This window comes from Xanthomonas arboricola, assembly GCF_003353015.1.
GTDB classification, from domain to species: domain Bacteria; phylum Pseudomonadota; class Gammaproteobacteria; order Xanthomonadales; family Xanthomonadaceae; genus Xanthomonas; species Xanthomonas arboricola_E.
In genome coordinates, this window is sequence record NZ_QREM01000008.1 from 147121 (window position 1) to 172634 (window position 25514).

Below are 25514 nucleotides of genomic sequence, written 5' to 3' on the forward strand. Positions count from 1 at the left end.
TGCGGACGCGCCGGCCGAATTGCGCCGGCGCGTCCGTGTCCTGCCAACGGCGACCTCGTGTTGTCGAGACTGGCAAGCTAGCATCCGTCCATGCCCTCCTTCTTTACTGCACGCCGCCGCAACCAGCTGGCGCTGGCGTTTTCCGCACTGATCTTCATCGCCATCGGCGTCGGCATCTTCGTCGGTGCCCGCCGTTCCCTGGCCGACGCGGCGCTGGTCTCGCACACGCATGAAGTGATCGGCCGGGTCGACGAGATCCAGGCGCGCGTGCTGGATGCCGAATCGGCGCAGCGCGGTTTTCTGCTGACCGGCAACGATGCCTACCTGCTCGACTACCAGACCAGCGTCGAGCGCCTGCCGATCCTGCTCGGCAACCTGCGCCGCCTGATTGCCGACAATCCCGCCCAGGTGCAGCACCTGGACAGCTTGCGTCGCCTGGTGGAAGCGCGGCTGCAGCAGATCCAGCAGGTACTGGACGTGTACGCGCGGGACGGCCTGGAGCCGGCGCGCGTCGGCATCCGCCAGACCGCCTTCCGCACCACCAGCGCGATCCGCGAGCAGGCGCTGACCATGGTGCAACGCGAGCAGGAACTGTTGACGCAACGCGCCGAAAGCAGCCGGCAGAGCGCGGCCTTGTTGCTGGTGCTGGCACTGGCCGGCATTCCGTTCGGGCTGGCGGTGGTCGGCACCGTGTATGCCCTGCTGATGCGCGAGCTGCGGCATCGCTCGCAGGCCGAGAAACGGGCCGCGCAGGCCAATCGCGAATTGGGCGACAGCGTCATCGCGCTGCAACGCAGCACCGCCGATCTGAATCTGCTCAGCCGCTACACCGGCCTGCTGCAAAGCTGCATCAGCGCAGAAGAGGCGTTGGTGGTGACCAGCCGCACCCTGGCCAGCCTGCTGCCGGGCGTGGCCGGAAGCGTGTACCTGCTGCGCGCCTCGCAGGACCGCGCCGAGGCGATCAGCCACTGGGGCGAGCCGCTGGTGCACAGCGCCCCGCATCTGCTGCCTGAAGAGTGCTGGGCGCTACGCCGGGGCCAACCGCACATCATCGACGACCTGGCACGGGATGCGTCGTGCGCACATATCGCAGCGCCCGAGCACGGCCGTTCCGTCACCACCGCGTGCCTGCCGATGTCCGCGCAGGGCACCCAGCTCGGCTTCCTGTTCCTGTCGTCGCCGGGCCCGGGGCCGATGCCGCGCCTGGAGATCGCCGAGGCGGCCGCCGAACAGCTGTCGCTGGCGCTGAGCAATCTGCGCCTGCGCGAATCGCTGCGCCGGCAGTCGATTCGCGACCCGCTGACCGGGCTGTACAACCGCCGCTACCTGGAGGAATCGCTCAGTCACGAGCTGGCGCGCTGCGCACGCCGCGGCCTGCCGTTGTCGGTGCTGATGCTGGACGTGGACCACTTCAAGCAGTTCAACGACAGCCAGGGCCACGCTGGCGGCGACCTGCTGCTGGCGGCACTGGGCGAGTTGCTGCTGAACCGGCTGCGCGCCGAAGACGTGGCCTGCCGCTATGGCGGCGAGGAATTCACGGTCATTCTTCCCGAGGCCGACGGCGTCGAGGCAGCGCGTGTGGCCGAGGACCTTCGCGGCCATATCGCGGCCCTGGCAGTCAGCGACGGCCAGCGCGCGTTGCCGCGGGTGACGGCCTCGATCGGGGTGGCCAGCTTCCCGGTCGATGGCGAGCTGGGAACGAGCCTGATCCAGAAGGCCGATGCGGCGCTGTACGTCGCCAAGCGCGGCGGCCGTAACCGGGTCGAGCGGCACGGTGCGGCCAGGCCCGCACTGGGCTGAGCACGCGCGCCATCGACCTTGGTTTGCGTAATCCGTCACACAAAAGATCGGTCCACGCGGCGATAGTCGGTATTGATCCCCTGGCGAGGCAGTCCGATGTCGATGTGGCGCGATCAAGGTCCCAACAAGAAAGACGGTGCTCCCGCAGCAGCTGAAGTTCCTGCTGCAGACGGGCGCTTGTTCACTGCCGAGGTTGGCCCGCCACCGCCGGCCGCTGTCGCAGCGCCACCGGGCGTGGCGCCCGCAGCCGCCACGCCGCAGCGCCACAGCGAGGCCAAGGAATCGCTGATTGCGGCAGACATCAGCATCGAAGGCAAGATCGAGGGCGCCGGTCACGTGCGCCTGGCCGGCCGCTTCAAGGGCGACGTCAACGTCAAGGGCGATCTCACCATCGAACGCGGCGCCAAGCTCAACGGCGGCGTGCGTGCGAACAAGGTGATCATCGCCGGCGAGCTGGAGGGCAACATCGAATCGGCCGCGCAGGTGGAGCTGCAGACCTCCGGCGTGCTGGTCGGCGACGTCAAGGCCGGTAGCCTGACCGTGGCCTCGGGTGCGCGCATGCGCGGCCAGGCCGACTTCGGTTGGGGCGAGGACGCCGGCAAACCTGTCGGTGCGGCCACGCCCCTCGTCGGCGGAGACAGCGACGCCACATGAGTGCGCCCCGCCCGGGCACGCCCGGAGCCACGCGCAGCTGCCCGCACTGCAAGGCGACGATCCTGGAAAGCGCCAGCGTCTGCCCTGCATGCAGGCATCACCTGCGCTTCGACTCGGCGGCAGTGCAGCACGCACAACCGGCACCGATCGTGCCGCTCAAGGTCGATGGCACCATTCGCCACCCTGCCGATGGCGAGCCATGGGAATACACCGTGGTGGTGGTGGTGCGTAACGGCAAGGGCGAGGAGATCAGGCGCCAGGTCGTGGACGTCGGTGCGATGCAGGGCGGCGAAGCGCGCGGCTTTACGCTGGCGGTGGAGGCGACCGCTGTGCGCGCGCCTGGACGGCGGGCGCGGCACTAGGGTGCGGGATTCGGGATTCGGGATTCGGGATTCGGGATTCGGGAATCGGGAATCGGGAATCGGGAATCGGGAATCGGGAATCGGGAATCGGGAATCGGGAATTGGGAATTGGGAATTGGGAATTGGGAATTGGGAGTTGGGAGTTGGGAGTTGGGAGTTGGGAGTTGGGGCGGATGGTGCCGGCCGGCGCGTATGTCGGTTTGCTTTTCCGCGTCGTGATTTCCTGATCTTGACTGACTGCTTCGATAGGAACCGCGCGAAGCGTTGAGATGCACGCTGCATGTCTGGCGCAGCCCGCGCCACGCCGGGCGCCTGATCGATTCGCTGGATTCGCCTTGATGAAGCACTCACGCGATCAGCAAGCGGCGTCTGCGAGGCCTTGCCGCATCGGTGCACCGATGCGTGCCATTCCCATTCTCAGGATCTGCACACCGGCTTGGCCAGAGTTGCCGCATGCGCAACGGCAACGAACAAACTGGCGATCTGGTGGTGCTTGGCCCCGAGGGCCTGTATTGCCCGCAGGGCGACTTCCATATCGATCCCTGGCGGCCGGTGCCGCGCGCGGTGATCACGCACGGGCATGGCGACCACGCACGCAGCGGCATGGGCGAATACCACTGCACGCACGAGAGCCTGCCGATCCTGCAATGGCGCCTCGGCGAGCAGGTCTATCACACGCATGCCGACGGCGAAGCGTTCGAGCTGGGACGTGCGCGGGTGTCGTTGCATCCGGCCGGGCATGTGCTCGGCTCGGCGCAGGTGCGCATCGAAGTGGATGGCGAGGTCTGGGTCGCCTCGGGCGACTACAAGCGCCAGCACGATCCCACCTGCAAGCCGTTCGAAGTGGTGCCCTGCGACACCTTCATCACCGAGGCGACCTTCGGGCTGCCGGTCTATCGCTGGCCGGACACTTCCGATGTCGCGGCCGATATCGTCGCCTGGCGCCACGAATGCGCCGAGCGTGGCGAGGCGGCCATCCTGTACTGCTATGCCCTGGGCAAGGCGCAACGCGTGCTGGCCGAATTGCGCGCCTGGGACACGCAGCCGGCGTTGCTGCATGGCGCCATCGCCGTGGGCGTGGAGGTGTATCGCCAGGCCGGCATCCCGATGCTGGACACCCAGCCGGTCAGCGAACACGCGCGTGGCGCCGACTATGCCGGGCAACTGGTACTGGCGCCGCCATCGGCGGCCGGCAGCGCCTGGATCCGCCGCTTCCGGCACGCACAACAGGGCTTCGCATCGGGCTGGATGCGCATTCGCGGCAACCGCCGGCGGCGCAATTACGACCGCGGTTTCGTGGTGTCCGATCATGCCGACTGGCCGGACCTGCTGCGCACCATCGCAGACACCGGCGCACGGCGGGTGATCGCCACCCACGGCAACACCGATGCGTTGATCCAGCACCTGCTGGAACGCGGCGTCGCTGCCGAAGCCTTCCGCACCGATTTCGGAGCCGAGGAATGAACCGCGCGCCTGCACGCACTCATGCGCGCCCGCGCCTGCGGATCCGTTTGACCGGCGCGCTCGCGTTCCGTCGCCATGCACTGGCATTTCGCGTGCATCGCGCAGCGCCGGCGGCGGTGATCGGGCCGCCACGGCCGTTCCGGCGTCCGCGCTGTCTGAGCGCCTTCACGCGGCGTGCGCTGGAGCTGCGTGCCGCCGACAAACGCAGCGACCTGCAGGATCCGGCGTGAAGCGCTTCGCCGCGTTGTACCGCACCCTGGATCGCAGCACCGGCACGCTCGACAAGCGTGCGGCCCTGGTCGCCTACTTCAGCAGCGCACCGCCGCTGGATGCGGCGTGGGCGCTGTACCTGCTGGCTGGCGGCAAGGTGGCCGGCACGCGCATGCGCATCGCCAGCAGCGGCGAATTGCGCGAATGGATCACCGACACCGCCGGGATCGCCGACTGGCTGGTGGCCGACAGCTACGACCACGTCGGCGACCTGGCCGAGACCTTGGCCTTGTTGCTGGACGACCCGGTCACCGAAGCGGCCGATCTGCCGTTGGCCGACTGGATCGAGCAGCGCCTGCTGCCCATCGCCAATCAAGATGTCGAGGTGCGCAAGGCCTGCATCGTGCAGGCGTGGCGCAGCCTGGCCTTCGACGAGCGCCTGGTGTTCAACAAGCTGCTGACCGGCGCCTTGCGCGTGGGCGTGTCGCAGCGCCTGGTGCAGCAGGCGCTGGCGGAGATGTCCGGGATCGAGATCGCGCGGATTGCGCAGCGCATGCTCGGCAGCTGGCGGCCGCATCCGGCCTACTTGGCCAATCTGCTGACCGCCGAAGAACTGCCCGGCGATCGTCAACAGCCCTACCCGTTCTTTCTCGCCTCGCCACTCGAAGCCGAGGTCGAAACGCTGGGCGCGGTCGATGACTGGTTGCTGGAATGGAAGTGGGACGGCATTCGGCTGCAGCTGATCCGACGCGCTGGCGAAGCGGCGCTGTGGTCGCGTGGCGAAGAACGCCTGGATGGCCGTTTCCCGGAAATCGAACAGGCCGCGCTGCAGTTGCCCGATGGCACCGTCATCGACGGCGAGCTGCTGGCCTGGCAACCGGAGCAGCCCTTGCCGATGCCGTTCACCGCATTGCAGACGCGCATCCAGCGGCTCAAGCCCGGGCCAAAGACCTTGGCGGCGGCGCCAGCGCGGGTGGTCGCCTACGATCTGCTTGAACTCGGCGGCGAGGACTTGCGCGAGCGTCCCTTGCAGGAGCGCCGCGCGTTGCTGGAACAGGTGCTGGACACGCTCGCCGACCCGCGTATCGTCGCCTCGCCGCTGGTGCAGGCCGGCGACTGGCAGGCGGCGGCGCAGGTGCGACTGGATGCGCGCGAGCGCGGCGTGGAAGGGCTGATGCTCAAGCGCGCCAGCTCGATCTACCAGTCAGGCCGCCGCCGCGGCGACTGGTGGAAATGGAAGATCGACCCGCTCACCATCGATGCGGTGCTGCTGTATGCGCAGGCCGGCCACGGCCGCCGCAGCACGCTGTATACCGACTACACCTTCGGGTTATGGCACGAGGGCCAGCTGGTGCCGATCGCCAAGGCCTACTCGGGCCTGGACGACAAGGAAATCCTGCAGCTGGATCGCTGGATCCGCGCCAATACCACCGAGCGCTTCGGCCCGGTGCGTGCGGTCACCGCGCATCATGTCTTCGAGCTGGGGTTTGAAGCGGTCAACCGCAGCGCGCGGCACAAGTCCGGCATTGCGGTGCGTTTCCCGCGCATCCTGCGCTGGCGGCAGGACAAGCCGATGCGCGAGGCCGATCACCTGAGCAGCCTGCAGGCGCTGGCACGGTGAGTGCCGCGCAGCAGACGCGCGGCACGCCCTTGCAGCAATGGCGTGCCTGGTTCGCGCAGCGCGGCTGGGCGCCGTTGCCGTTTCAACGCGATGTGTGGAAGCGCTATCTCGCCGGCGAGTCCGGCTTGCTGCATACGCCCACCGGCAGCGGCAAGACGCTGGCTGCCTTCGGTGGGCCGCTGCTGGAGGCCTTGTCCACGCGTGGACGCAAGCCGGCGCTCAAGCCGGCCGCGGCCGCGCGGCGCCAGCAGCAACGCACGCTGCAGGTGCTGTGGATCACGCCCCTGCGCGCACTCGCCGCCGATACCGCACGCGCGCTGCGCGAGCCGGTGGAGGCGTTGGGGCTGGATTGGCAGGTGGGCCTGCGGACCGGCGATGCCAGCGCGCGCGACAAGCGGCTGGCGCGCAGCGGCAAGCTCGATGTACTGGTCACCACGCCCGAATCGCTGGCCTTGCTGTTGTCCTATCCCGACACCGCACCGCAGTTGTCGGCGCTGCGCTGCGTGATCGTCGACGAATGGCATGAGCTGCTCGGCAACAAGCGCGGCGTGTTGCTGCAGCTATGCCTGGCGCGGCTGCGCGGCTGGGCGCCGGCGCTGCGCATCTGGGGCCTGTCGGCGACGCTGGGCAACCTGGCGCAGGCACGCGACGTGCTGCTGCCGCATCTTCCCGATGCGGCGCTGGTCGCGGGCGCCAAACCCCGCGCGATGACCCTGGAGACGCTGCTGCCCGACAGCGGCGAGCGCTTCCCGTGGGCCGGGCATCTGGGCCTGGCGCAGCTGGCGCGCGTGCTGCAGAAGATCCTGCAGCAACGCACCAGCCTGGTGTTTACCAATACGCGCGCGCAGGCCGAGTTGTGGCACCAGGCCCTGAGTGCGGTGTGGCCGGACGACCTGGCCACGCTCGCGCTGCATCACGGCTCGCTGGATCCGTCCTTGCGTGCGGCCGCCGAACAGGGCCTGCGCGACGGCAGCCTGCGCTGCGTGGTCGCCACCTCCAGCCTGGACCTGGGCGTGGATTTCCCCGCCGTCGATCAGGTGCTGCAGGTCGGCAGCCCGAAAGGCATTGCGCGCCTGCTGCAGCGCGCCGGCCGCGCGCGCCACCGTCCGGGCGAATCCGGGCATGTGGTGTGCGTCCCCTCGCATGCACTGGAGCTGGTGGAATATGCCGCCGCGCGGCGCGCCATCGCGCACGGCCAGATCGAAGCGCGACCGCCGCCGCGGCTGTCGCTGGACGTGTTGGCGCAGCACTGCGTGACCCTGGCACTGGGTGGCGGCTTTCAGGCCGATGCGTTGTTCGAGCAGGTGCGCGGCACCGATGCATTTGCAGCGCTGGATCATGCCACCTGGCAGGCGGTGCTGGACTTCATCGTGCAAGGCGGCAGCGCGCTGGCGCATTACCCGGATTTCCACAAGGTGGTGCGCGACGAACAGGGCGTGTATCGCGTGATCGACCGGCGCGTGGCACTGCGGCATCGCCTGTCCATCGGCACGATCACCAGCGACGGCAGCGTGCGCGTGCAGTTCCTGCGTGGCGGGCGCCTGGGCGCGGTGGAGGAACAGTTCGTCGGCCGTCTGCGCCGTGGCGACCGGTTTCAATTTGCCGGCCGTTTGCTGGAGCTGGTGCGGCTGGAAGACATGACCGCCTACGTGCGCGTGGCCAAGGGCGGCAGCGGCGCGGTGCCCAAGTGGATGGGCGGGCGCATGCCGTTGTCGTCGGCCTTGGGCCGCGAGGTCGAAGCGCTGTTTGCCGCCCCTGGCGATGCGCCGGAAATGCAGGCGCTGGCGCCGTTGCTGCACTTGCAGGCGTCGCTGTCCTCGCTGCCCGGCCCGGATCATCTGCTGGTGGAAAGCATCAAGGCGCGCGATGGCCGGCACGTGTTCGTGTATCCGTTCGCCGGCCGCCAGGTCAACGAGGGGCTGGCCGCGTTGCTGGCGGCGCGCTGGGGCCGGCGTCAGCGCAATACCTTCAGTTTTGCTGCCAACGATTACGGCTTTGTGCTGTCGCCGGCGCAGGACGTGGAACTCGATGCGGGCGTCTTGCAGACGCTGCTGTCGCCGGAAGGCCTGTTTGCCGACCTGCGCGACAGCCTCAACCTGGGCGAGCTGGCACGCCGGCAGTTCCGCGAGATTGCGCGCGTGGCCGGCTTGCTGTCGCCGTCGTTGCCCGGCCGTGCACCCCGCAGCCTGCGTCAGCTGCAGGCGTCCAGCGGATTGCTGTACGACGTGCTGCAGCGTTTCGATCCGGACCATCTGCTGCTTGCGCAGGCCGAGCGCGAAGTGTTCGAAGGCCAGCTCGAGCTGGCGCGGCTTGCCCATGCACTGGAAGATTGCGCGCGGCGCGAGCTGCGCCTGTGCAAACCGCGCAGCCTCACCCCGTTGTCGTTTCCGTTATGGGCCGAACGCGTGCGCGGCCAACTCAGTACCGAAGACTGGAAGGCGCGCGTGTTGCGTGCTGCCGAACAACTGGAGCGCAAACATGGGCGATAGCGTGCAGCTGCAGCTGGCCGGCGAAACGGTGGAACTGCTCGGCGAACGCGCACTGTATCGTCCGGCACAACGTGCCTTGTTGATCGCCGACCTGCATCTGGGCAAGGCCGATGTGTTCCGTCGCGCCGGCATCGGGATGCCGGCCGGCGGCACCGCGCACGATCTGGAGCGGCTGGATGCGCTGCTGGAACAGCGCGAGGTGGACGCGTTGTGGATCCTCGGCGACCTGCTGCATGGCCCCGCACCGCGCGCAGCCTGGCACCGCCGCTGGAGCGCATGGCGCGAGCGGCATTGCGCATTGCGCGTGATCGCCATCCGCGGCAATCACGACCGCGCCTTGGCCGGCGCCGACCTGCATATCGAGCCGGCCGGCGAACAGGTCGAAGATGGCCCCTTCGTGCTGCGCCACGATCCGCTGCCGCATCCGACCGGGCACGTACTGTGCGGGCATCTGCATCCACTGGCCGCACTGCCCGGCATGGCGCGTCGCTGGCCGGCGTTCTGGTTGCGCGAGCGCGTCACCATCCTGCCGGCGTTCTCGCATTTCACCGCCGGCATCGTGCCGACGCTGGTCGAAGGCGAACGCCTGGTTGCCTGCGTGGAAGACGATGCGCTGGCATTGCCGGTGCGCTAGCGGGCGCGGCAATGCGCTGACCGCGGCTGCCGCTACGCGGTCGCTCCGGCCGTGTCGACCGCAACACGCGGCAGCGGTTGCGACAAGGCCTCGACGAACTCCGGCGCCAATGCCAGCTTGCCGAACCAGCCGTGCTGGGTACCGCTGAGCACGCGCAGCATATGCCCGCGCCCGCCGGGCACGCGCCCCATCGGACGCAGCAGCAGGTCGCGTCCATGCGCCCACAGATCGCGTTCGGACTGGAACAGCGGCGTCAGCCAACGGCTCCAGCGGTGATAGATCGCCACATGCGCCTGGCGCTCGCGCTGGTAGTGCTGCAGGGCCGCGTCCAGATCGTCGCCGATCCGCAAGGCGTCGCGCAGCGCCAACGCATCCAGCAACGCCATGTTGACGCCCTGCCCCAGCTGCGGACTCATCGCATGCGCGGCATCGCCGGCCAGCACGAAGCGACCGCGATGCCAGCGCGCCACCACCGCGTCGCGATAACTGGCGCGCGCCAGTGCGCCATGCACCTGCACGCTGTCCAGACGCGCATGCGCATCCGGCCACATCCGTGCAATTTCCTCGCGCCATGCCGCAATGCCGCGCTGTTCCCACGCGGCGAAATCGCTGCACGGCAGGCTCCAGAAAAAACTCAACCGCGGGGTATCGTCGCCCGGGCGCGTGCCCACCGGCAGCAGGCCGATCATCTTGCGCGCGCCGATGTAGCGCTGGCGCAACTCATCGACGAACGGCCAGTCCTCGCGCGGCAGCAGGCACCATAGCGCGCCCCACGGATAGACCCGATCCAGCCGCGTGCCCTGCACCTGCGCGCGCAAGGTCGACGCGGAACCATCGGCGGCGATGATCAGATCGTACGGGCCATGCCACTGCCCGCGCTGGTCCTGCACGCGCACGCCGTCGTGATCGATGGCGGTGATCCGGGTATCCACATGCAGCTGCGCGTGCTCCGGCCAGGCCTCGCGCAACAGCGTGAACAAGGCGCCGCGCTGCATCCCCAGGCCCATCAGCCGCGCATCCAGGTCGCGATACTGCATATCCATCACCGCGCGTCCGCACGGCGTTTCGCCATACAACCGGCGCACCGGCGCGCCATGCGCGAGCGCCTGCGGCAGCAAGCCCATCCTCCACAGCACCTGCAAACCGCTGGGCTGCAGCAGGAAGCCTGCGCCCACCGGCCCGGGCGCGGCAGCGCGTTCGAACACGTCCAGTCGATGCCCGTCGGCGCCCAGCAGCACCGCCAGTGCCTGCCCCGCCGTGCCATAGCCCACTACCGCAATCCGCAATGCTCGCTGCATGTCCTTCGCTCTTTGGACCTCACCGATCCCGCATGGACCGATGCAAAAAAACCCCCGCCGTGGCGGGGTTCTTCAACCGCACAATCGAGTCACGTCACTCGACCGGCGTGATGTTCGAAGCCTGGGCACCCTTGGGGCCCTGGGTCACGTCATAACTGACGCGCTGGCCTTCCTGCAGGCTGCGGAAGCCCTTGGAGTTGATCGCGGAGAAGTGCGCGAAGACATCGGCGCTGCCGTCCTCCGGTGAGATGAAGCCAAATCCCTTGGCGTCGTTGAACCACTTGACGGTACCGTTCGGCATGGTGATGCGAGACCTTTGCAATAATTAATGGGTGGTGTACGACGATGCGTACGCGCCGAGTATGCAAAGCTTATGCCCCGATGACAATCACCCGCGTGCAAGTTCGCCGATCAGCTCCGGCAATCCGGACGAGGCGGCATCGACGTTGGCCAACACCTCGGCCATGGTGATTTCCTGCGCGTCGCCGCAGCCGGCCGCCCAGTTGGCCACGATCGCCAGACACGCATAGTCCAGGCCTTTTTCGCGTGCAAGACCGGCTTCGGGCATGCCGGTCATGCCGACCAGATCGCAGCCGTCGCGACGCATGCGGGCGATCTCTGCAATCGTTTCCAGCCGCGGTCCCTGGGTGGCGCCATAGCATCCGCCGGCGACCATCGTGACGCCGGTCACCTTGGCCGCGGCGATGACCTTGCTGCGGAACATCGGCGAATACGGATGGCCGAAATCCACGTGCTGCACCTCGCTGCCCGGCTCTTCGCAGAAGGTGGACACGCGGCCCCAGGTGTAATCGATCAGCTGATCCGGACACGCCAGCACGCGCGGACCGAACTGTTCGGTGATGCCGCCGACGGTGTTGAGCGCCAGCACGCGGGTGGCGCCGATTTGCTGCAGCGCAGCGATGTTTGCGCGGTAGTTCACCTTGTGCGGCGGCAGCGAATGGCCTTCGCCGTGGCGCGCCAGGAATGCCACGCGATGGCCCAGCAACATGCCGACACGGATCGGGCCGGAGGGCGCGCCATACGGCGTTTCGATGGCGTACGTCTGCACCTGGTCCAGCTGGGCGAGCTTGTAGACACCGGTGCCGCCGATGACGGCCAATGCGATGGAATTGGGGGACACGAGCAACCTCTGCAACGAAAGACCAAGACGGTGGCGCGCATGCCGGCGCGCCGGGCTGCCCGCAGCGACGCGGGCACGCTGGGGGCAGTTACTGCTTCATCGCGTAGATGGCGGGAATGCCGCGCAGCTGCTCGTTGACGTCCATGCCGAAGCCGAACACGTAACGGTCGGCCACTTCCACGCCAACATAATCGGCGGCGACGCCGGGCACGCAACGGTCGTGACGCTTGACGGTCAGCACCGCCACGCGCACGTCGGTGGCGCCCTGCTCCAGGCACCACTGGCGCACGCCCTGCAGCGTGTAGCCCTCGTCGAGGATGTCGTCGACCAGGATCACCCGGCGGCCGAACAGCGCGGTGGCCGGACGGTGCTTCCACACCAGCTCGCCGCCGGTGGTTTCACCGCGGTACCGGGTGGCATGCAGGTAGTCGAACTGCAGGTCCTGGCCGCGTGCGCCCAGCTCCAGCGCCAGCTGGCCGGAGAACGGCAGCGCGCCGTGCATGATGGTGAGGTACACCGGCACTTCGCCGGCATAGTCGCGCGCAATCGCGTCGGCAATGCTGGCGACGGCCGCATCGATGGCGGGGCGGTCGACCAGCAGATCGGCTTGGGCCAGGGCCTGGGAAATGGTGAGCGTGGACATCAGGCAGTTGTTCCGGAAGAGGCGGAAAGAGGAGTGGTGAATGAGGCGTCGGAGCCGGCGAGCAGGCCATCCCAGCCCAGCGCGCCGCGGCCGATCAGGCCGATCAATGCTGCGGTATTGAGGCTGCGGCCGGCCACGGCCTGCAGCGATTGTTCGACCAGTTCCGGGTGGCAGACCAGCACCACGTCGCAGCCGGCATCCAGATGCGCATGCACCCGGCTCGCCACGCCGCCGGCGCTGAACGAAGCGGCCATGCCGATGTCGTCGGAGAACACCACGCCGCGAAAGCCCAGTTGCCCGCGCAGGATCTGCTCGATCCAGCGCTGCGAATAGCCGGCCGGTTCCGGGGCGACCTGCGGGTAGACCACGTGTGCCATCATCACCGCATCGGCGCCGGCCTCGATCCCGGCCACGAAGGGCAGCAGATCCTCGGCCTGCAAGACCTCCAGCGGCCGCGGGTCGCTGGCATGGTCGACATGGGTGTCTTCCAGCACGGTGCCGTGGCCGGGGAAATGCTTGAGCGTGGCGGCCATGCCGGCGCCGTGCAGCGCCTGTACGTAGGCGCGGGTGAAGCTGGCCACGACCTGCGGGTCGTCGCTGAAGGCACGGTCGCCGATGGCGCGGTTGCCACGGCCCAGATCCACCACCGGCGCGAAGCTCAGGTCCACGCCGCTGGCACGCACCTCGCTGGCCATCAGCTGCGCATGCGCGCGCGCCGCGGCGAGCGCGGCCTCGGGGTCCTGCGCGTACTGCGCGCCGAAGCGCTGCAGCGGCGCCAGCGCGCTGTAGCCGTCGCGAAAGCGCTGTATGCGCCCGCCCTCCTGGTCCACGCAGATCAGCACCGGGCGCGGTGCGGCCGCGCGGATGGATGCCGACAGCTCGGCCACCTGCGTGCGCGAGGCGAAGTTGCGCGTGAACAGCACCACGCCGGCGACCGCGTCGTGCTGCAGCCAGTCGCGTTCCTGTGCGCTGAGTTCGGTACCGGCAACGCCGATCAGAAGCATGTTGGGGGACTCCCGGGCCAGGCGCCAGATTGGCGCAGCGCGGCATTGTCGCAGATGCGCGTTGCAGCGTCAGATCGCGCATTCAGGCAGGCGCGTGTTTGCCGCCGTCGCCACCCCGCTGCAGCCCGCCGGCCGTGCCTCAGAGCACCTCCAGATTCGCCCGCCAGTACGCGGCCTGCGCCTGTACCTGCTCCAGCACGTCCGGTGCCATGGCATCGAGCTGCCGGTACGGCAACGCCAGGCGCTCGTTGGCACCCAGCAGCGTGCGCTGCCGCGCCAGGAAATCCCAGTACAGCGCGTTGTACGGGCAGGCCTGCGCGCCGATCCGTGCCTTGCGCTGGTAGCGGCAGCCACCGCAGTAGTCGCTCATGCGGTCGATATAGGCCGCGCCGCTGATGTACGGCTTGCTGCCGAGCAGGCCGCCGTCGGCGAACTGGCTCATGCCGACCGTGTTGGGCAGCTCGACCCACTCGAACGCATCGATATAGACCCCCAGGTACCAGCGATGCAGCGCCTGCGGCTCCAGCCCTGCCAGCAGCGCGAAGTTGCCGATCACCATCAGCCGCTGGATGTGGTGCGCGTGCGCGTTGGCCAGCGAATTGCCGATCGCATCGGCCAGGCAGCGCATGCCGATCTGCCCGTCCCAGAACCAGTGCGGTAGCGGTGCATGCTGGTCGAGCTGGTTGGACTGGGCATAGGCGGGCATCTGCGACCAGTACACGCCGCGCACGTATTCGCGCCAGCCCAGGATCTGGCGGATGAAGCCTTCCACCGATGCCAGCGTTGCATGCCCGTCATGCAACGCTGCCTCCGCGCGCGCGATCACCTCGCGGGGATGCAGCAGCTTGACGTTGAGCGCGAACGACAGCAGCGAATGGAACAGCCGCGGGCTGCGCGTGCTCATCGCATCTTCGTAGCGGCCAAAGTTCGGCAACGCATGCGTGATGAAGGCATCCAGGTGCTGCAAGGCTTCGTCGCGGTCCCGCGGCCATGGCAGCGCGCCGGCATTCGGCGCGCCGAAGCTGCGTACGCCGGCCGCTTCGATACTGCTCCACAGCGCGCGATGGTCATGCGCTGCGCGCCACTCCGGCGGCGCCGGAGGATCGCCTGGCCACGGCGCGCGGTTGTCGTGATCGAAATTCCAGCGCCCGCCTTCCGGCTCGCCTGCGGCATCCATCAGGATGCGGTGGCGACGGCGCATCTTTCGATAGAACACTTCCATGCGCCACTGGCCGCCGGCGCGAAAACACCCGGCCACTTCATCGCGTTCGGTCAAAAAATGCTCGCTGCCGACCATGCGCGTGGCGAACGGCTGGCGCGCGCACCAGTGCCGCAATGCCTGGTCCAGCCGCCATTCGTCCGGCGCCTGGTACTCCAGCCGGCTGGCGCGGTAATGCGCCACCAGCGCGTCCAGATTGGCAGCGATCGCCTGCCGATTGCTGGGGTTGTCGATGGCCACGTAACGCACCCGGTGACCGGCCTGGCGCAGGCGCGCGGCGAATGCGCGCATCGCCGCGAAGATCGCCAGGATCTTCTGCGCATGGTGCAGCACGTAGTCGGTTTCCTCGCGCACTTCCACCAGCACGTAGACCACGCCCGCATCGATCGCATCGAACCAGCTATGGTGCGGATTGAGTTGGTCGCCCAGGATCAGGCGCAATGTGTGCGCGACTGCCTGCGGGGTGCGGTCGGCTGTGGCTGCCACCGCATCAATCCTCACCGCTGCCCACGGCAACGCCCGCGCACACGCGCGCTGCCAACGCCACACCGCTTTGCCAGGCCCCTTCGACCTTGCCGCCGGCCAGCCAGTCGCCGCAGATGCCGATGCCCAACCGTGCCTCCCAGGCACAGCCGACCTGCAGCGCAGGCTCGGTACTGGCCGCCGTCCAGCGATACGCAGTGCAGGAGTGCGGCAATGGCAGGCCAAGCGCGGCCAGCGCCGGCAACAGGCTGGCGATCACCGCTTCCGGCGTGGCGTCGAGATGCGCCCGACTCCACTCGGCAGTGGCATGCAGCAGCCAGGTTTCCACGCCTGCCCTCCCCGGCTTGCTGGAGTTGCGTGCCACCCAGCGCACCGGGCCGGCGTTGACGAACAAGGCGTCGTAGCCGGGATCGACCGCCAAGTCGAAACGCAGCACCACCGCCCAGGCCGGCTGCATCCGTGCCTTGGCGGCAAGTGTCGCCAGCGTGGGGGCGAGGCCCGCCAGCAATGCAGCCGCACGCGGTGCCGGAACCGCCAGCAGCACGGTGTCGAAGGCGTGTGTCGTCGTGTCTTCCGCCAGCTGCAACTGCCATGTGTCGCCATTGCGTTGCAGTGACCGCACGCAGGCGCCCAACCGAACAGTGAGGTCGGCTGCAAGCGCACGCGCCGGTGCGGCCATGTCCGGCACCCCGACAAAGCGCGTCAACCCGCTGTGCGACGCACGCAGGCCGGTGCCATCCCAACTGGCGAGGCGTGCAGGCCAGGCCGCCGCGATGCCGTGCGCGATCCATGCATCCACCACGGCGGCAAACGCCGGATCGCGCGCGGTGAAGTACTGCGCACCGTGATCGCACTGCCAGCCATCGCCGCCACAGCTGCGCATGCGCCCACCGGCCAAGTCGGCCTGCTCGAACAGCGTCACCGCCATCCCCGCCGCCTGCAGTCGTTGCGCGCAGGCAAGCCCGGCCAAGCCGGCACCGATCACCGCCACCATCTTCGATCGGGCAGGTTGCATCATCTTGTCAACTGCGGGCCGTCGCAACAGGCCGCCGGCCATTCACACCGCGCAGCCGTCCGGCCCGCAGGCATCGGGACCACCGATTGGCGCCGACTCGGCCGCCAGCTGCAACAGCGCCTGCGCGAAACTCTCCGGCGGCTGCGCACCCTGGATCAGGCTGCGTCCGTCGATGACGAAACTGGGTACCGCGCGGATTCCGAGCGCAGCGGCTTGCGCCAGTTGCGCCTGGACGGCAACGACGCCTTCGTCGGAGTCCAGCAGTGCGTGCACGCTCGCCGCGTCCAGACCACCGGCGGCTCCGGCGGCCACCAGCGTTTCGGTCGCGCCGACGTTGTGGCCTTCGGCAAAATGCGCATGGAACAGCGCTTCGATCACGGCCTCGACATCGCCCTCGCGGCTGGCCAGCCAGATCAGCCGATGTGCGCGCAGGGTGCTGACCTGCACCTGCCCGCGCCCGAAGTCGAGCGGCAGGCCATCGGCGCGCGCGGTGGCCTGGGTCTGTGCCAGCATCTGCTCCACGCGCGCGGCACCGCCGAATTTTTGCGCCAGCGCATCGCGCAATGGCGTCGGCTCCAGGCCGGCATCGGGATCCAGCTCAAACGCGTGGTAGTGGATGTCCAGTACCGGTGCCTGCGCACCGAGCGCGGCCACCGCCTGCTCGAAACGGCGCTTACCGATCCAGCACCAGGGACAGACCACGTCAGACCAGATATCGATGCGCATGGGCGGGGATTGGGGATTCGTCATCGGGGATTCGCAGAGCATAAACCCAATACCAAGGCAGGGATTGGCCAGTCGCAGCGCAAGCATCCCAGGTCCGACGCATCGCTTCAGCTTTTACCAATCCCGAATGCCCAATCCCGACTCCCGGATCACACTGCCCCGCTCCAGGTCCTGAACGGGTGCGAGGCCAGCGCCAGGTTGTAGTAGCGCACGTCGTCGGTGACTTCCGCGCCGATCCACGCAGGCCTGGCGAAGGCCTGGTCGGCATGTTCCAGTTCGATCTCGGCCACCACCAGCCCGGCATTGTCGCCGAGGAATTCGTCCACTTCCCACACGTGGCCCTGGTACTGGACCAGATGCCGGCGCTTGTCGATCAAACCGCCGACGCACAGCGCCAGCAGCGCGCGCGCCTCGACCACCGGAATCGGATACTCGAACTCCTGCCGCGTGTGCCCCACCTCGCGCGATTTCAGATTGAGGAACGCGCTCTCGCCCTGGAGACGCACCCGCACCGAGGCGTTCTGCGCACCGCTGCGCAACGCCGCCTGGTCATTGATATAGCCCTGCGCCATCGGGATCACCGCATGCGCGGCAGCGCGCCAGCCATCGCCGGTCACCAGGAATTTGCGTTCGATTTCGATGGGCATGGATTTTGGGGGATTGGAGATTCGGGATTGGGGATTGGCCACAGCAGCGAACTGGCGGGCGTCGGGAATCCGCTCCTGCGAATCCCCAATGCCCAATCCCCAATCACCGCCGTTCAAACACCGCAATGCTCTCCACATGCGCGGTATGCGGGAACATGTCCATCGCCCCGGCGGCCTTGAGCGTAAAACCCTGCTCGTTGACCAGGTAGCCGGCGTCGCGCGCCAGCGAGCCGGGGTGACAGCTCACATAGACGATGCGCTCGAATTTCTTCAGCGGCAACTGCTGCAGCACTTCCAGCGCACCCGAGCGCGGCGGGTCCAGCAGCAGCTTGTCGAAGCCCTGCCGCATCCACGCAGCATTGCGCTGGTCCTGGGTCAGGTCGGCTGCATGGAACTGCGCATTGGCCAGCCCATTGCGCTGCGCATTCTCGCGTGCGCGCGCCACCAGCCCGGCATCGCCCTCCACACCGACCACCTCGCGCACGCCGCGCGCCAGCGGCAGGGTGAAATTGCCCAGCCCGCAGAACAGGTCCAGCACGCGGTCCTCGGGCCCGGCGTCGAGCAGCGCCAGCGCGTGGGCGATCATCTTCTGGTTGAGCGAGGCGTTGACCTGGATGAAATCCAACGGCCGGAACGCCAGCTCCACATCCCACTGCGGCAGGCGGAACGACAGCGGCACCTGCTGCGGCCACAGCGCATGCACGCTATCCACGCCGCCCGGCTGCAGGAAGATCGCAAAACCCTGCGCCTGCGCGAACGCGGTCAGCGCCTGCAGGTCGCGTTCGCTGAGCGGCTGCATGTGGCGGATGGTCAAGGCCACCGCCTCGTCGCCGGCAATGAATTCGATCTGCGGGATATCGCGCTTGCCGTCCAGGCCTTCGACCAGCGCCGCCAGCTGCGGGATCTTCTCGCCGATCTGCGGGATCACCGTATAACAGACCGACAGATCGGCCACGAAGCGCGGATCCAGCTCGCGAAACCCCACCAGGGTCTTGTCCTTCTTCTCGACGCGACGGACCGAAAAGCGGCCCTTGCGCCGGTAGCCCCAGTTATCGCCGACCAGGGCCGGCAACACCGCCTGCGGGCTGACGTGGCCGATGCGCTCCAGGTTGTCCATCAACACGCGCTGCTTGGCCACGATCTGCTGCGACTCGTCCAGGTGCTGCAGCACGCAGCCGGCGCAGACGCCGAAATGCGGGCAGCGCGGGGTCACCCGCTGCGGCGATGCCTCCAGCACCTCGACCGTCCTGGCCTCGTCGAAATGCCGGCTGCGCGCGGTAGGTTCGGCGCGCACCAGCTCACCCGGCAAGGCGCCACTGATGAAGGTGACTTTGCCGCCCTCGCCGTCGCGGCGGGCCACGCCGCGCCCGTCGTGGCTGAGGTCGGTGATTGCGGTCTGGAACGGCGTACGGTCGAAGCGGTTTCGGGTTCTGGCCACGTGGCGACGAGCTGCGGGCAAAAAGGGTGCGTATTGTCGCAGATGCGATCGATCGCGGCCGCTTCGCGCCGTAGAACAATTGTCGCGCCCCTCAAACACAGGCACACTGCCGCTGCACGCGGCTGCGAGGACGCGGCATCGCTGACAAGGAGGCAGCATGAACATGGCGACACGCCACGAACCCCGACCCCGACTCTTGCTGGTAGAGGACGACCCGATCAGCCGTGGCTTCCTGCAGGCGGTGCTGGACGGTCTTCCCGCCCATGTCGATTGCGCAGACTCCCTGTCTTCGGCACTGGACCGCGCGCGCGATCGTCGCCACGACCTGTGGCTGATCGACGTCAATCTGCCCGATGGCACCGGCAGCGGCCTGTTGCGTGCCCTGCGCCTGCTGCACCCGGACGTGCCTGCGCTGGCGCACACCGCCGACACCCATCTGGCGATGCAACGCAGCCTGCAGTCCGATGGCTTCCTGGAAATGCTGGTCAAGCCGCTGACCTCCGAGCGCCTGTTGCAGGCGGTGCGCCGCGGGCTGGCGCGCGGCCGCTACAGCGTGGCCCCGGTGGGTGTGGTCGACATCGCTGCCAGCGATTGGGACGAAGCGGCCGCGCTCAGCGCGCTCAACGGCCAGCAACACCATCTCAACGCGCTGCGCGAGTTGTTCCTGGCCGAGTTGCCGGGCACCCGCGATGCGGTAAATTCGGCCCTGAAGGTCAGTGACGATCAGGCGCTGCGCAGCCATCTGCATCGGCTGCAGGCCAGCTGCGGATTTGTCGGCGCCGCACGGCTTGCCGGCGCGGTGCGCCTGCTGCGCGGCGACCCGCATTCCAGCACGGCGCAGACGCAGTTCCACGCGGCCGTGGCTGCGCTGCTGCACTGAAGGATTGCACCGCGGCCGCTGGACTCGACGCAGCGGCGGCGACCGGAATGGGCGGCATCGCGCACCACGCATGCACGGCGGGCCTGCATGCCGTCCGACGCATTTCGATCATTGCTCGCGCGACTGGTTGACCGGCCTTGCGGCCCTCAACGCCGCCGCGCCAGATCCTCGAGCATTTCCCAGGATTTCAGTCCGCGTCCGCTCAGATGATGCAGCAGCACGCCGCGCATGCTGCGACGCAGACCCGGCATGTCGTCGGCTGCGGGCATGACGTCCTGGCCCAAGGCCAGCAGCGCCGCGCCGGTCACGGTGTCGCGCCGATCCTGCGCCATCGCCTCGCTCAATACGCGCAAGGCGCCTTCCTGCGGATCGAGCCGGTAGCGCGCCGCCGGGTCGATCGCCTGACCGTCGCGGTCGTGCTGCAGATCGAACGCAACGCCCAGGCCATCGAGCACATCGCGCTCGAACTGGCGCAGCCCCCAGGCCAGCGGCAGGCCGGATGCCAGGTGCGCACGCGCCTGCGCATAGCAATCGAACAACTCCGGCACCGGGTCGTTACGCGGCGCCAGGCGCAGCAACAATTCACTGATATAGAAACCGGCCAGCATCGATTCGCCCGCCAGGCGGGGCGCAGTATCCAGCGCCTCGGCCTGACGCAGCTGCGCCAGTTCGCCGCGCTGCACCGCGGTGAACTGGATCAATTGCAGTGGCTGCAGCGCCCCCCGCAAGGCCTGCTTGCGTGGCCCGTGCACCCCGCGCGCCAACAGCCCGACCCGCCCATGCTGCTCGCTCAGCACTTCCACCAGCAGGCTGGTCTCGCGCCAGGCGCGCACATGCAGGACAAAGCCGCGCTCGTGTTCGATCAACATGCGCTGTCGTGCCGCAGGGGCCGAGATTGCAGGACAGACACTCCGATATCGGCAACGGCCGCGGTCAGCCTCTGCCGGCGGCGCCCCCGATCACAGCCGTTGCCGACAACCGCCGCAGCGGCCAGGCGCAATCGGGACCATCGCGACATCGCTTGCATCGTAGCTCCACGCCAGTGACGGTCTGGGCGATCGCATCGACAGGCTGTCAGCACAGCGTCGGTGCCGCGCCGGCCCCGGCCGGGGCCTCACTCGTATCCGAACGCCTTCAACGCCGCTTCGTCATCCGACCAGCCTTCGCGCACGCGCACCCAGGTCTCCAGGAACACCTTGGCGCCGAACAGGCGCTCCATCTGCAGGCGCGCCTTGCCGCCGATGTCCTTCAGGCGGGTGCCGCCCTTGCCGATCACGATCGCCTTCTGGCCTTCGCGCTCGACCCAGATCACCGCGCCGATGCGCAGCAGCGCGCCGTCTTCGGCAAAGCGCTCGATCTCCACGGTGGTGGCGTACGGCAGTTCTTCGCCGAGCTGACGCATCAACTGCTCGCGCACCAGCTCCCCGGCCAGGAAGCGCTGGCTGCGGTCGGTGATCTCGTCCTCGCCGAACATCGCGTCGGCTTCCGGCACCAGCTTGAGCAGGTCGCCGACCAGCGCCTCCAGGCCCTTGCGCTTGAGCGCCGACACCGGATGCACTGCAGCGAACGTGCGCCCCTCGCTGACCTGGGCCAGGAACGGGAACAGCGCGGTCTTGTCCTTGAGCCGGTCGACCTTGTTGACCACCAGCACCACCGGCACCCCGGCGTCGCTCAGGACCTTGAAGGCCAGGGTGTCTTCGTCGTCCCAACGGCCGGCTTCGATCACCAGCACCGCCGCGTCCACGCCCTCCAGCGAGCCGCGCGCGGCGCGGTTCATCACCCGGTTCATCGCGCGCTTCTGCTCGCGATGCAGTCCGGGCGTATCGACCAGCACCAGCTGCCCCGCGGGGAAGGTGGCAATGCCCAACAGCCGGTGACGCGTGGTCTGCGGCCGGTTGGACACGATGCTGACCTTGGCACCGACCAGGGCATTGGTCAGGGTGGACTTGCCGACGTTGGGCCGGCCGATCACCGCAACGCTGCCGCTACGGTGGGGGGAAGAGGTTTCGCTCACGTGTTGGAATCCAGTTGTGCGATGACGAGGGTGGCCGCCTGTTGCTCGGCGAGGCGACGCGAGCTGCCCTGGCCTTCGGCGCGGGCGACGGGCTGTTCCAGGATGCAGGCGACATGGAACTGCTTGGCATGTTCGTCGCCGCTTTCGCTGATCAGCGCGTAAGTGGGCAGCGGCAGCTGCCGCGCCTGCAGCCATTCCTGCAGCCGGGTCTTGGGGTCCTTTTCCGCCTTGCCCACCGGCAGCGCGGCCAGCGAGGGTTCGAACCACGGCAGCACCACCGCACGGCAGCGCTCGAAGCCGCAGTCCAGATAGATCGCCGCCACGATCGCCTCGACCGCGTCGGCCAGGATCGAATCGCGGCGATGGCCGCCGGATTTCAGCTCGCCCGGGCCCAGCGTCAGCCGCTCGCCCAGGTTAAGCGCGCGGCCGATCACCGCCAGCGCCCCTTCGCGCACGAGTTCGGCGCGCGCGCGGGTCAATGCGCCTTCATCGGCCTTGGGCCAGCGCTGGTACAGCGCCTCGGCGATCAGCAGGTTGACGATGCCGTCGCCAAGGAATTCCAGTCGTTCGTTGTGCGGTGTTCCGGCGCTGCGATGCCGCAGCGCCTGGGCGAGCAACCCCGGATCGGCGAACGCATGCCCGATCGGATCGCCACGCTGGAAGGTTCTATTCGCCACCACGTCCCGTCATGTCCTGTGACGTCTCGAACTTACCGACAATATCCAGGTTGCCGATCAATTCGCGGCGCACTTCATAATTGACCTTCATGCGCCAGCCACCGTCGGCGCGCTCGAACTTGACGTCTTCCTTCTTGACGTTTTCCGAATAGTTGATGTACAGCCGGCGAAAGAACAGATCCTGCAACTTGGACGGATCCATGTTGGCGCTATCGGGTTCCTTGGCCAGGCTCTTCATGGCCGTGCGCACGGAATAGTATTCCTGGTACATCGGAAACAGCTTCATCCCGATGTACAGGGCAAACCCCACCACCGCCAGCACCACCACGAACGACGTCAACGTCATACCGCTTTGCTTGCGCTTCATTGTGCTTCCCCGGCACGCCGTGCGTGCATTACTGGATTCCGGTCCCGATCCGCGACGGATCGAAACTCCCCTTGCAGAACCATCCTTCGCAATTGAGCCAGATCAGGAACGCCTTGCCGCGCAGGTTGGCCTCCGGCAGGAAGTGCGTCTGGGTCCAGAATCGGCTGTCTTCGCTGTTGTCGCGATTATCCCCCATCACGAAATAGCTGTCCGCCGGCACGGTCCAGTCGCCCTGCCCGGCCGGCATGTTGCGGTCGACCCACTCCAGCACGGTGTGCGTGCGGCCCGGCAAGTCCTCGACCAGCAAGGTGGTGCCGGTCATCTCGGCGCCCTTGCCCTTGCCGATGTATTCGCCCTTGATCGTGTAACGCATGGGTTTTTCGTTGATGTACAGCGTATCGCCGTGGAAGCCGATCTTGTCGCCCGGCAGGCCCACCACGCGCTTGATCCAGTTCTGGTCGGGCGCATGCGGCGGCTTGAACACCACCACGTCGCCGCGCTTGGGCTCGCCGGTGGGGATGAACTTGGTATTGGTGATCGGCAGACGGAACCCGTAGGCGAACTTGTTGACCAGGATGAAATCGCCGATCAGCAGATTGGGCATCATCGAACTGGACGGAATCTTGTACGGCTCGGCAACGAAGCTGCGCAGGATCAACACCACCGCCAGCACCGGGAAAAAGGCGCGCGAGTAATCGATGATCGCCGGCTCGCTGTCCAGCAGACCGGCGCGTGCGGCGCGGCGCTTGGCCAGGAACAGCTTGTCCAGCAGCCAGATGAAGCCGGTGCCCAGCGTCAGCACAACCAGGACGATTTCAAACCATTTCATTGATGTTCCTTCGGAACGGGATTCGGGATTGGAGATTGGGGATTCGCAAAAACAGTAGGGCTGGCGTCGTTGCCAATCCCCAATCACGAATCCCAAATCCCGGTTACTTATCCATCTGCAGGACAGCCAGGAAGGCTTCCTGCGGAATCTCCACGCGGCCGACCTGCTTCATGCGCTTCTTGCCTTCCTTCTGCTTTTCGAGCAGCTTTTTCTTGCGCGAAACGTCGCCACCATAGCACTTGGCCAACACGTTCTTGCGCATCGCCTTGACCGTGGAGCGCGAGATGATCTGCGAGCCCACGGCGGCCTGGATCGCCACGTCGAACATCTGCCGCGGGATCAGGTCCTTCATCTTTTCGCACAGTTCGCGGCCGCGCCGGTCGGCGTAGCTGCGGTGCACGATGATCGACAGCGCATCGACCTTGTCGCCATTGATCAGCGTATCCACGCGCACGAACGGGCCGGCATCGAAGCGCAGGAAGTGGTAATCCAGCGAGGCGTAGCCGCGCGAGACCGACTTGAGCTTGTCGAAGAAATCCAGCACCACTTCGGCCATCGGCAGCTCGTAGCTGATCTGCACCTGGCTGCCCAGGTAGTTGATGCCGATCTGGGTGCCGCGCTTTTCTTCGCACAAGGTGATGATGTTGCCGACGTAATCGGGCGGGGTGAGGATATTGGCGCGGATGATCGGCTCGCGGATCTCTTCGACGTTGTTCAGCGGCGGCAGCTTGGACGGGTTGTCCATCGGGACGATGCTGCCGTCGGTCTTGAGCACTTCGTAGACCACGGTCGGCGCGGTCGAGATCAGGTTGAGGTTGTATTCGCGCTCCAGCCGCTCCTGCACGATCTCCATGTGCAGCATGCCGAGGAAGCCGCAACGGAAGCCGAAGCCCATCGCTTCGGAGCTTTCCGGCTCGAAGCGCAGCGCCGCATCGTTCAGGCGCAGCTTGTCCAGCGCCTCGCGCAGATCCGGGTAGTCCTCGGCATCGACCGGAAACAGGCCGGCGAACACGCGCGGCTGCATTTCCTGGAAACCGGGCAATGCATGCGGCGCCGGGTCGGCCGCCAGGGTCAGGGTGTCGCCGACCGGCGCGCCGTGCACGTCCTTGATCGAGGCGTTGATCCAGCCCACTTCGCCCGCGCCCAGCGCGGCAAGCTCCTTGCGCTTGGGCGTGAACACGCCGACCTTGTCGACCAGATGGGTGCGGCCGGTGGACATCACCAGGATCTTGCTGCCCGGCTTGATCTCGCCCTGCATCACGCGCACCAGCGAGACCACGCCCAGGTAGTTGTCGAACCACGAGTCGATGATCAGCGCCTGCAGCTTGTCGGTATCGCGGGGGGTGGGCGGCGGAATCCGCTGCACGATCGCTTCCAGCACCAGGTCGATGTTCAGGCCGGTCTTGGCGCTGACCGCCACCGCGTCCTCGGCATCGATGCCGATCACCGCCTCGATCTCGGCCTTGGCACGCTCGATGTCGGCGGTCGGCAGGTCGATCTTGTTGAGCACCGGCACCACTTCCAGGCCCTGCTCCACCGCGGTGTAGCAGTTGGCCACCGACTGCGCTTCCACGCCCTGGGCCGCATCCACCACCAGCAGCGCGCCTTCGCACGCGGCCAGCGAGCGGCTGACCTCGTAGGAGAAGTCCACATGCCCGGGGGTGTCGATGAAGTTCAGGTGATAGACCTGCCCGTCCTTGGCCGTATACGGCAGGGACACCGACTGCGCCTTGATGGTGATGCCGCGTTCGCGCTCGATCGGGTTGGAGTCGAGCACCTGGGCCTCCATCTCGCGCGCCTGCAGGCCGCCGCACAGCTGGATGATCCGGTCGGCCAGGGTGGATTTGCCGTGGTCGACGTGGGCGATGATGGAGAAGTTGCGGATGTTCCGCATTGAAT

25 protein-coding genes are annotated in these 25514 nt (G+C 67.6%); 9 read left to right on the top strand and 16 right to left on the bottom strand.

The genetic code is table 11. From position 1 onward, the window contains the following. Nucleotides 1-90 precede the first annotated feature (90 nt). From C0541_RS08640 to pdeM, 8 genes are all read left to right on the top strand, one after another. Nucleotides 91-1800, top strand: a complete 1710-nt coding sequence (locus C0541_RS08640) for a diguanylate cyclase (protein WP_115047627.1) — start codon at nt 91-93, stop codon at nt 1798-1800. A 96-nt stretch (nt 1801-1896) separates the two neighbouring features. Beyond that, the gene (locus C0541_RS08645; RefSeq protein WP_115047628.1) at nt 1897-2454 is read left to right on the top strand and encodes a bactofilin family protein; all 558 of its coding nucleotides are present in this window, start codon (nt 1897-1899) and stop codon (nt 2452-2454) included. Further along, complete coding sequence (locus C0541_RS08650) at nt 2451-2816, top strand: hypothetical protein (RefSeq protein WP_115047629.1); 366 nt, start codon at nt 2451-2453, stop codon at nt 2814-2816. The genes C0541_RS08645 and C0541_RS08650 overlap by 4 nt, the downstream gene beginning before the upstream one ends. Nucleotides 2817-3269: 453 nt before the next feature. Beyond that, nucleotides 3270-4280, top strand: a complete 1011-nt coding sequence (locus C0541_RS08660) for a ligase-associated DNA damage response exonuclease (protein ID WP_115047631.1) — start codon at nt 3270-3272, stop codon at nt 4278-4280. Beyond that, on the top strand, nt 4277-4510 hold the full coding sequence (locus C0541_RS08665; protein ID WP_115047632.1) for a hypothetical protein: 234 nt from the start codon (nt 4277-4279) through the stop codon (nt 4508-4510). Before C0541_RS08660 ends, C0541_RS08665 begins: the two co-directional genes overlap by 4 nt. Then, nucleotides 4507-6111 carry an ATP-dependent DNA ligase gene (locus C0541_RS08670; RefSeq protein WP_115047633.1) on the top strand — a complete coding sequence of 535 codons (1605 nt, stop codon included), beginning with the start codon at nt 4507-4509 and terminating at the stop codon, nt 6109-6111. The genes C0541_RS08665 and C0541_RS08670 overlap by 4 nt, the downstream gene beginning before the upstream one ends. After that, nucleotides 6108-8600 (top strand): ligase-associated DNA damage response DEXH box helicase, encoded by a 2493-nt coding sequence (locus C0541_RS08675; protein WP_115047634.1) that lies wholly within the window; start codon nt 6108-6110, stop codon nt 8598-8600. Before C0541_RS08670 ends, C0541_RS08675 begins: the two co-directional genes overlap by 4 nt. Beyond that, entirely contained in the window at nt 8590-9234 is a 645-nt protein-coding gene (pdeM, locus tag C0541_RS08680) for a ligase-associated DNA damage response endonuclease PdeM (RefSeq protein ID WP_115047635.1), read from the top strand. The genes C0541_RS08675 and pdeM overlap by 11 nt, the downstream gene beginning before the upstream one ends. 32 nt (nt 9235-9266) lie before the next feature. Here pdeM and C0541_RS08685 read toward each other — a convergent pair whose 3' ends face one another. The 10 genes from C0541_RS08685 to rlmD form a co-directional block, all read right to left on the bottom strand. After that, the gene (locus tag C0541_RS08685) at nt 9267-10532 is read right to left on the bottom strand and encodes an FAD-dependent oxidoreductase (RefSeq protein WP_115047636.1); all 1266 of its coding nucleotides are present in this window, start codon (nt 10530-10532) and stop codon (nt 9267-9269) included. A 94-nt stretch (nt 10533-10626) separates the two neighbouring features. Next, nucleotides 10627-10833: a transcription antiterminator/RNA stability regulator CspE gene (gene cspE, locus C0541_RS08690; RefSeq protein ID WP_003488188.1), complete on the bottom strand. Its 207-nt coding sequence runs from the start codon at nt 10831-10833 to the stop codon at nt 10627-10629. Nucleotides 10834-10920: 87 nt separating this feature from the next. Beyond that, nucleotides 10921-11673 (bottom strand): S-methyl-5'-thioinosine phosphorylase, encoded by a 753-nt coding sequence (locus C0541_RS08695; RefSeq protein ID WP_115048159.1) that lies wholly within the window; start codon nt 11671-11673, stop codon nt 10921-10923. A gap of 88 nt (nt 11674-11761) precedes the next feature. Further along, entirely contained in the window at nt 11762-12316 is a 555-nt protein-coding gene (locus C0541_RS08700) for a hypoxanthine-guanine phosphoribosyltransferase (RefSeq protein ID WP_016903731.1), read from the bottom strand. Next, a complete protein-coding gene (gene nagZ, locus C0541_RS08705) occupies nt 12316-13320 on the bottom strand; it encodes a beta-N-acetylhexosaminidase (protein WP_115047637.1) in 1005 nt (334 codons plus the stop codon). Before nagZ ends, C0541_RS08700 begins: the two co-directional genes overlap by 1 nt. Before the next feature lie 139 nt (nt 13321-13459). Continuing rightward, the gene (locus C0541_RS08710) at nt 13460-15025 is read right to left on the bottom strand and encodes a cryptochrome/photolyase family protein (RefSeq protein ID WP_429001338.1); all 1566 of its coding nucleotides are present in this window, start codon (nt 15023-15025) and stop codon (nt 13460-13462) included. A gap of 4 nt (nt 15026-15029) precedes the next feature. Further along, complete coding sequence (locus C0541_RS08715; RefSeq protein WP_429001339.1) at nt 15030-16064, bottom strand: NAD(P)/FAD-dependent oxidoreductase; 1035 nt, start codon at nt 16062-16064, stop codon at nt 15030-15032. Between the two features lie 15 nt (nt 16065-16079). Beyond that, nucleotides 16080-16763 (bottom strand): DsbA family oxidoreductase, encoded by a 684-nt coding sequence (locus C0541_RS08720; protein ID WP_115047639.1) that lies wholly within the window; start codon nt 16761-16763, stop codon nt 16080-16082. A 149-nt stretch (nt 16764-16912) separates the two neighbouring features. After that, a complete protein-coding gene (locus C0541_RS08725) occupies nt 16913-17410 on the bottom strand; it encodes a CYTH domain-containing protein (RefSeq protein WP_115047640.1) in 498 nt (165 codons plus the stop codon). Between the two features lie 103 nt (nt 17411-17513). After that, nucleotides 17514-18848 carry a 23S rRNA (uracil(1939)-C(5))-methyltransferase RlmD gene (gene rlmD, locus C0541_RS08730; protein ID WP_115047641.1) on the bottom strand — a complete coding sequence of 445 codons (1335 nt, stop codon included), beginning with the start codon at nt 18846-18848 and terminating at the stop codon, nt 17514-17516. Between the two features lie 157 nt (nt 18849-19005). Here rlmD and C0541_RS08735 point away from each other — a divergent pair, with 157 nt between their 5' ends. Further along, nucleotides 19006-19728, top strand: a complete 723-nt coding sequence (locus C0541_RS08735) for a response regulator (RefSeq protein ID WP_115047642.1) — start codon at nt 19006-19008, stop codon at nt 19726-19728. 146 nt (nt 19729-19874) lie between these two features. Here C0541_RS08735 and recO read toward each other — a convergent pair whose 3' ends face one another. The 6 genes from recO to lepA form a co-directional block, all read right to left on the bottom strand. Further along, on the bottom strand, nt 19875-20597 hold the full coding sequence (gene recO, locus C0541_RS08740) for a DNA repair protein RecO (protein WP_115047643.1): 723 nt from the start codon (nt 20595-20597) through the stop codon (nt 19875-19877). A 245-nt stretch (nt 20598-20842) separates the two neighbouring features. Continuing rightward, nucleotides 20843-21742, bottom strand: a complete 900-nt coding sequence (gene era, locus C0541_RS08745; protein ID WP_115047644.1) for a GTPase Era — start codon at nt 21740-21742, stop codon at nt 20843-20845. Beyond that, nucleotides 21739-22419: a ribonuclease III gene (gene rnc / locus C0541_RS08750; RefSeq protein WP_115048162.1), complete on the bottom strand. Its 681-nt coding sequence runs from the start codon at nt 22417-22419 to the stop codon at nt 21739-21741. The genes era and rnc overlap by 4 nt, the downstream gene beginning before the upstream one ends. Next, nucleotides 22409-22786 carry a DUF4845 domain-containing protein gene (locus tag C0541_RS08755; RefSeq protein WP_115047645.1) on the bottom strand — a complete coding sequence of 126 codons (378 nt, stop codon included), beginning with the start codon at nt 22784-22786 and terminating at the stop codon, nt 22409-22411. Before C0541_RS08755 ends, rnc begins: the two co-directional genes overlap by 11 nt. A gap of 28 nt (nt 22787-22814) precedes the next feature. Beyond that, nucleotides 22815-23615 carry a signal peptidase I gene (gene lepB / locus C0541_RS08760; RefSeq protein ID WP_115047646.1) on the bottom strand — a complete coding sequence of 267 codons (801 nt, stop codon included), beginning with the start codon at nt 23613-23615 and terminating at the stop codon, nt 22815-22817. A gap of 103 nt (nt 23616-23718) precedes the next feature. After that, nucleotides 23719-25509, bottom strand: coding sequence for a translation elongation factor 4 (gene lepA, locus C0541_RS08765; RefSeq protein ID WP_161960003.1), 1791 nt, complete (start codon nt 25507-25509; stop codon nt 23719-23721). Between the last annotated feature and the right edge of the window lie 5 nt (nt 25510-25514).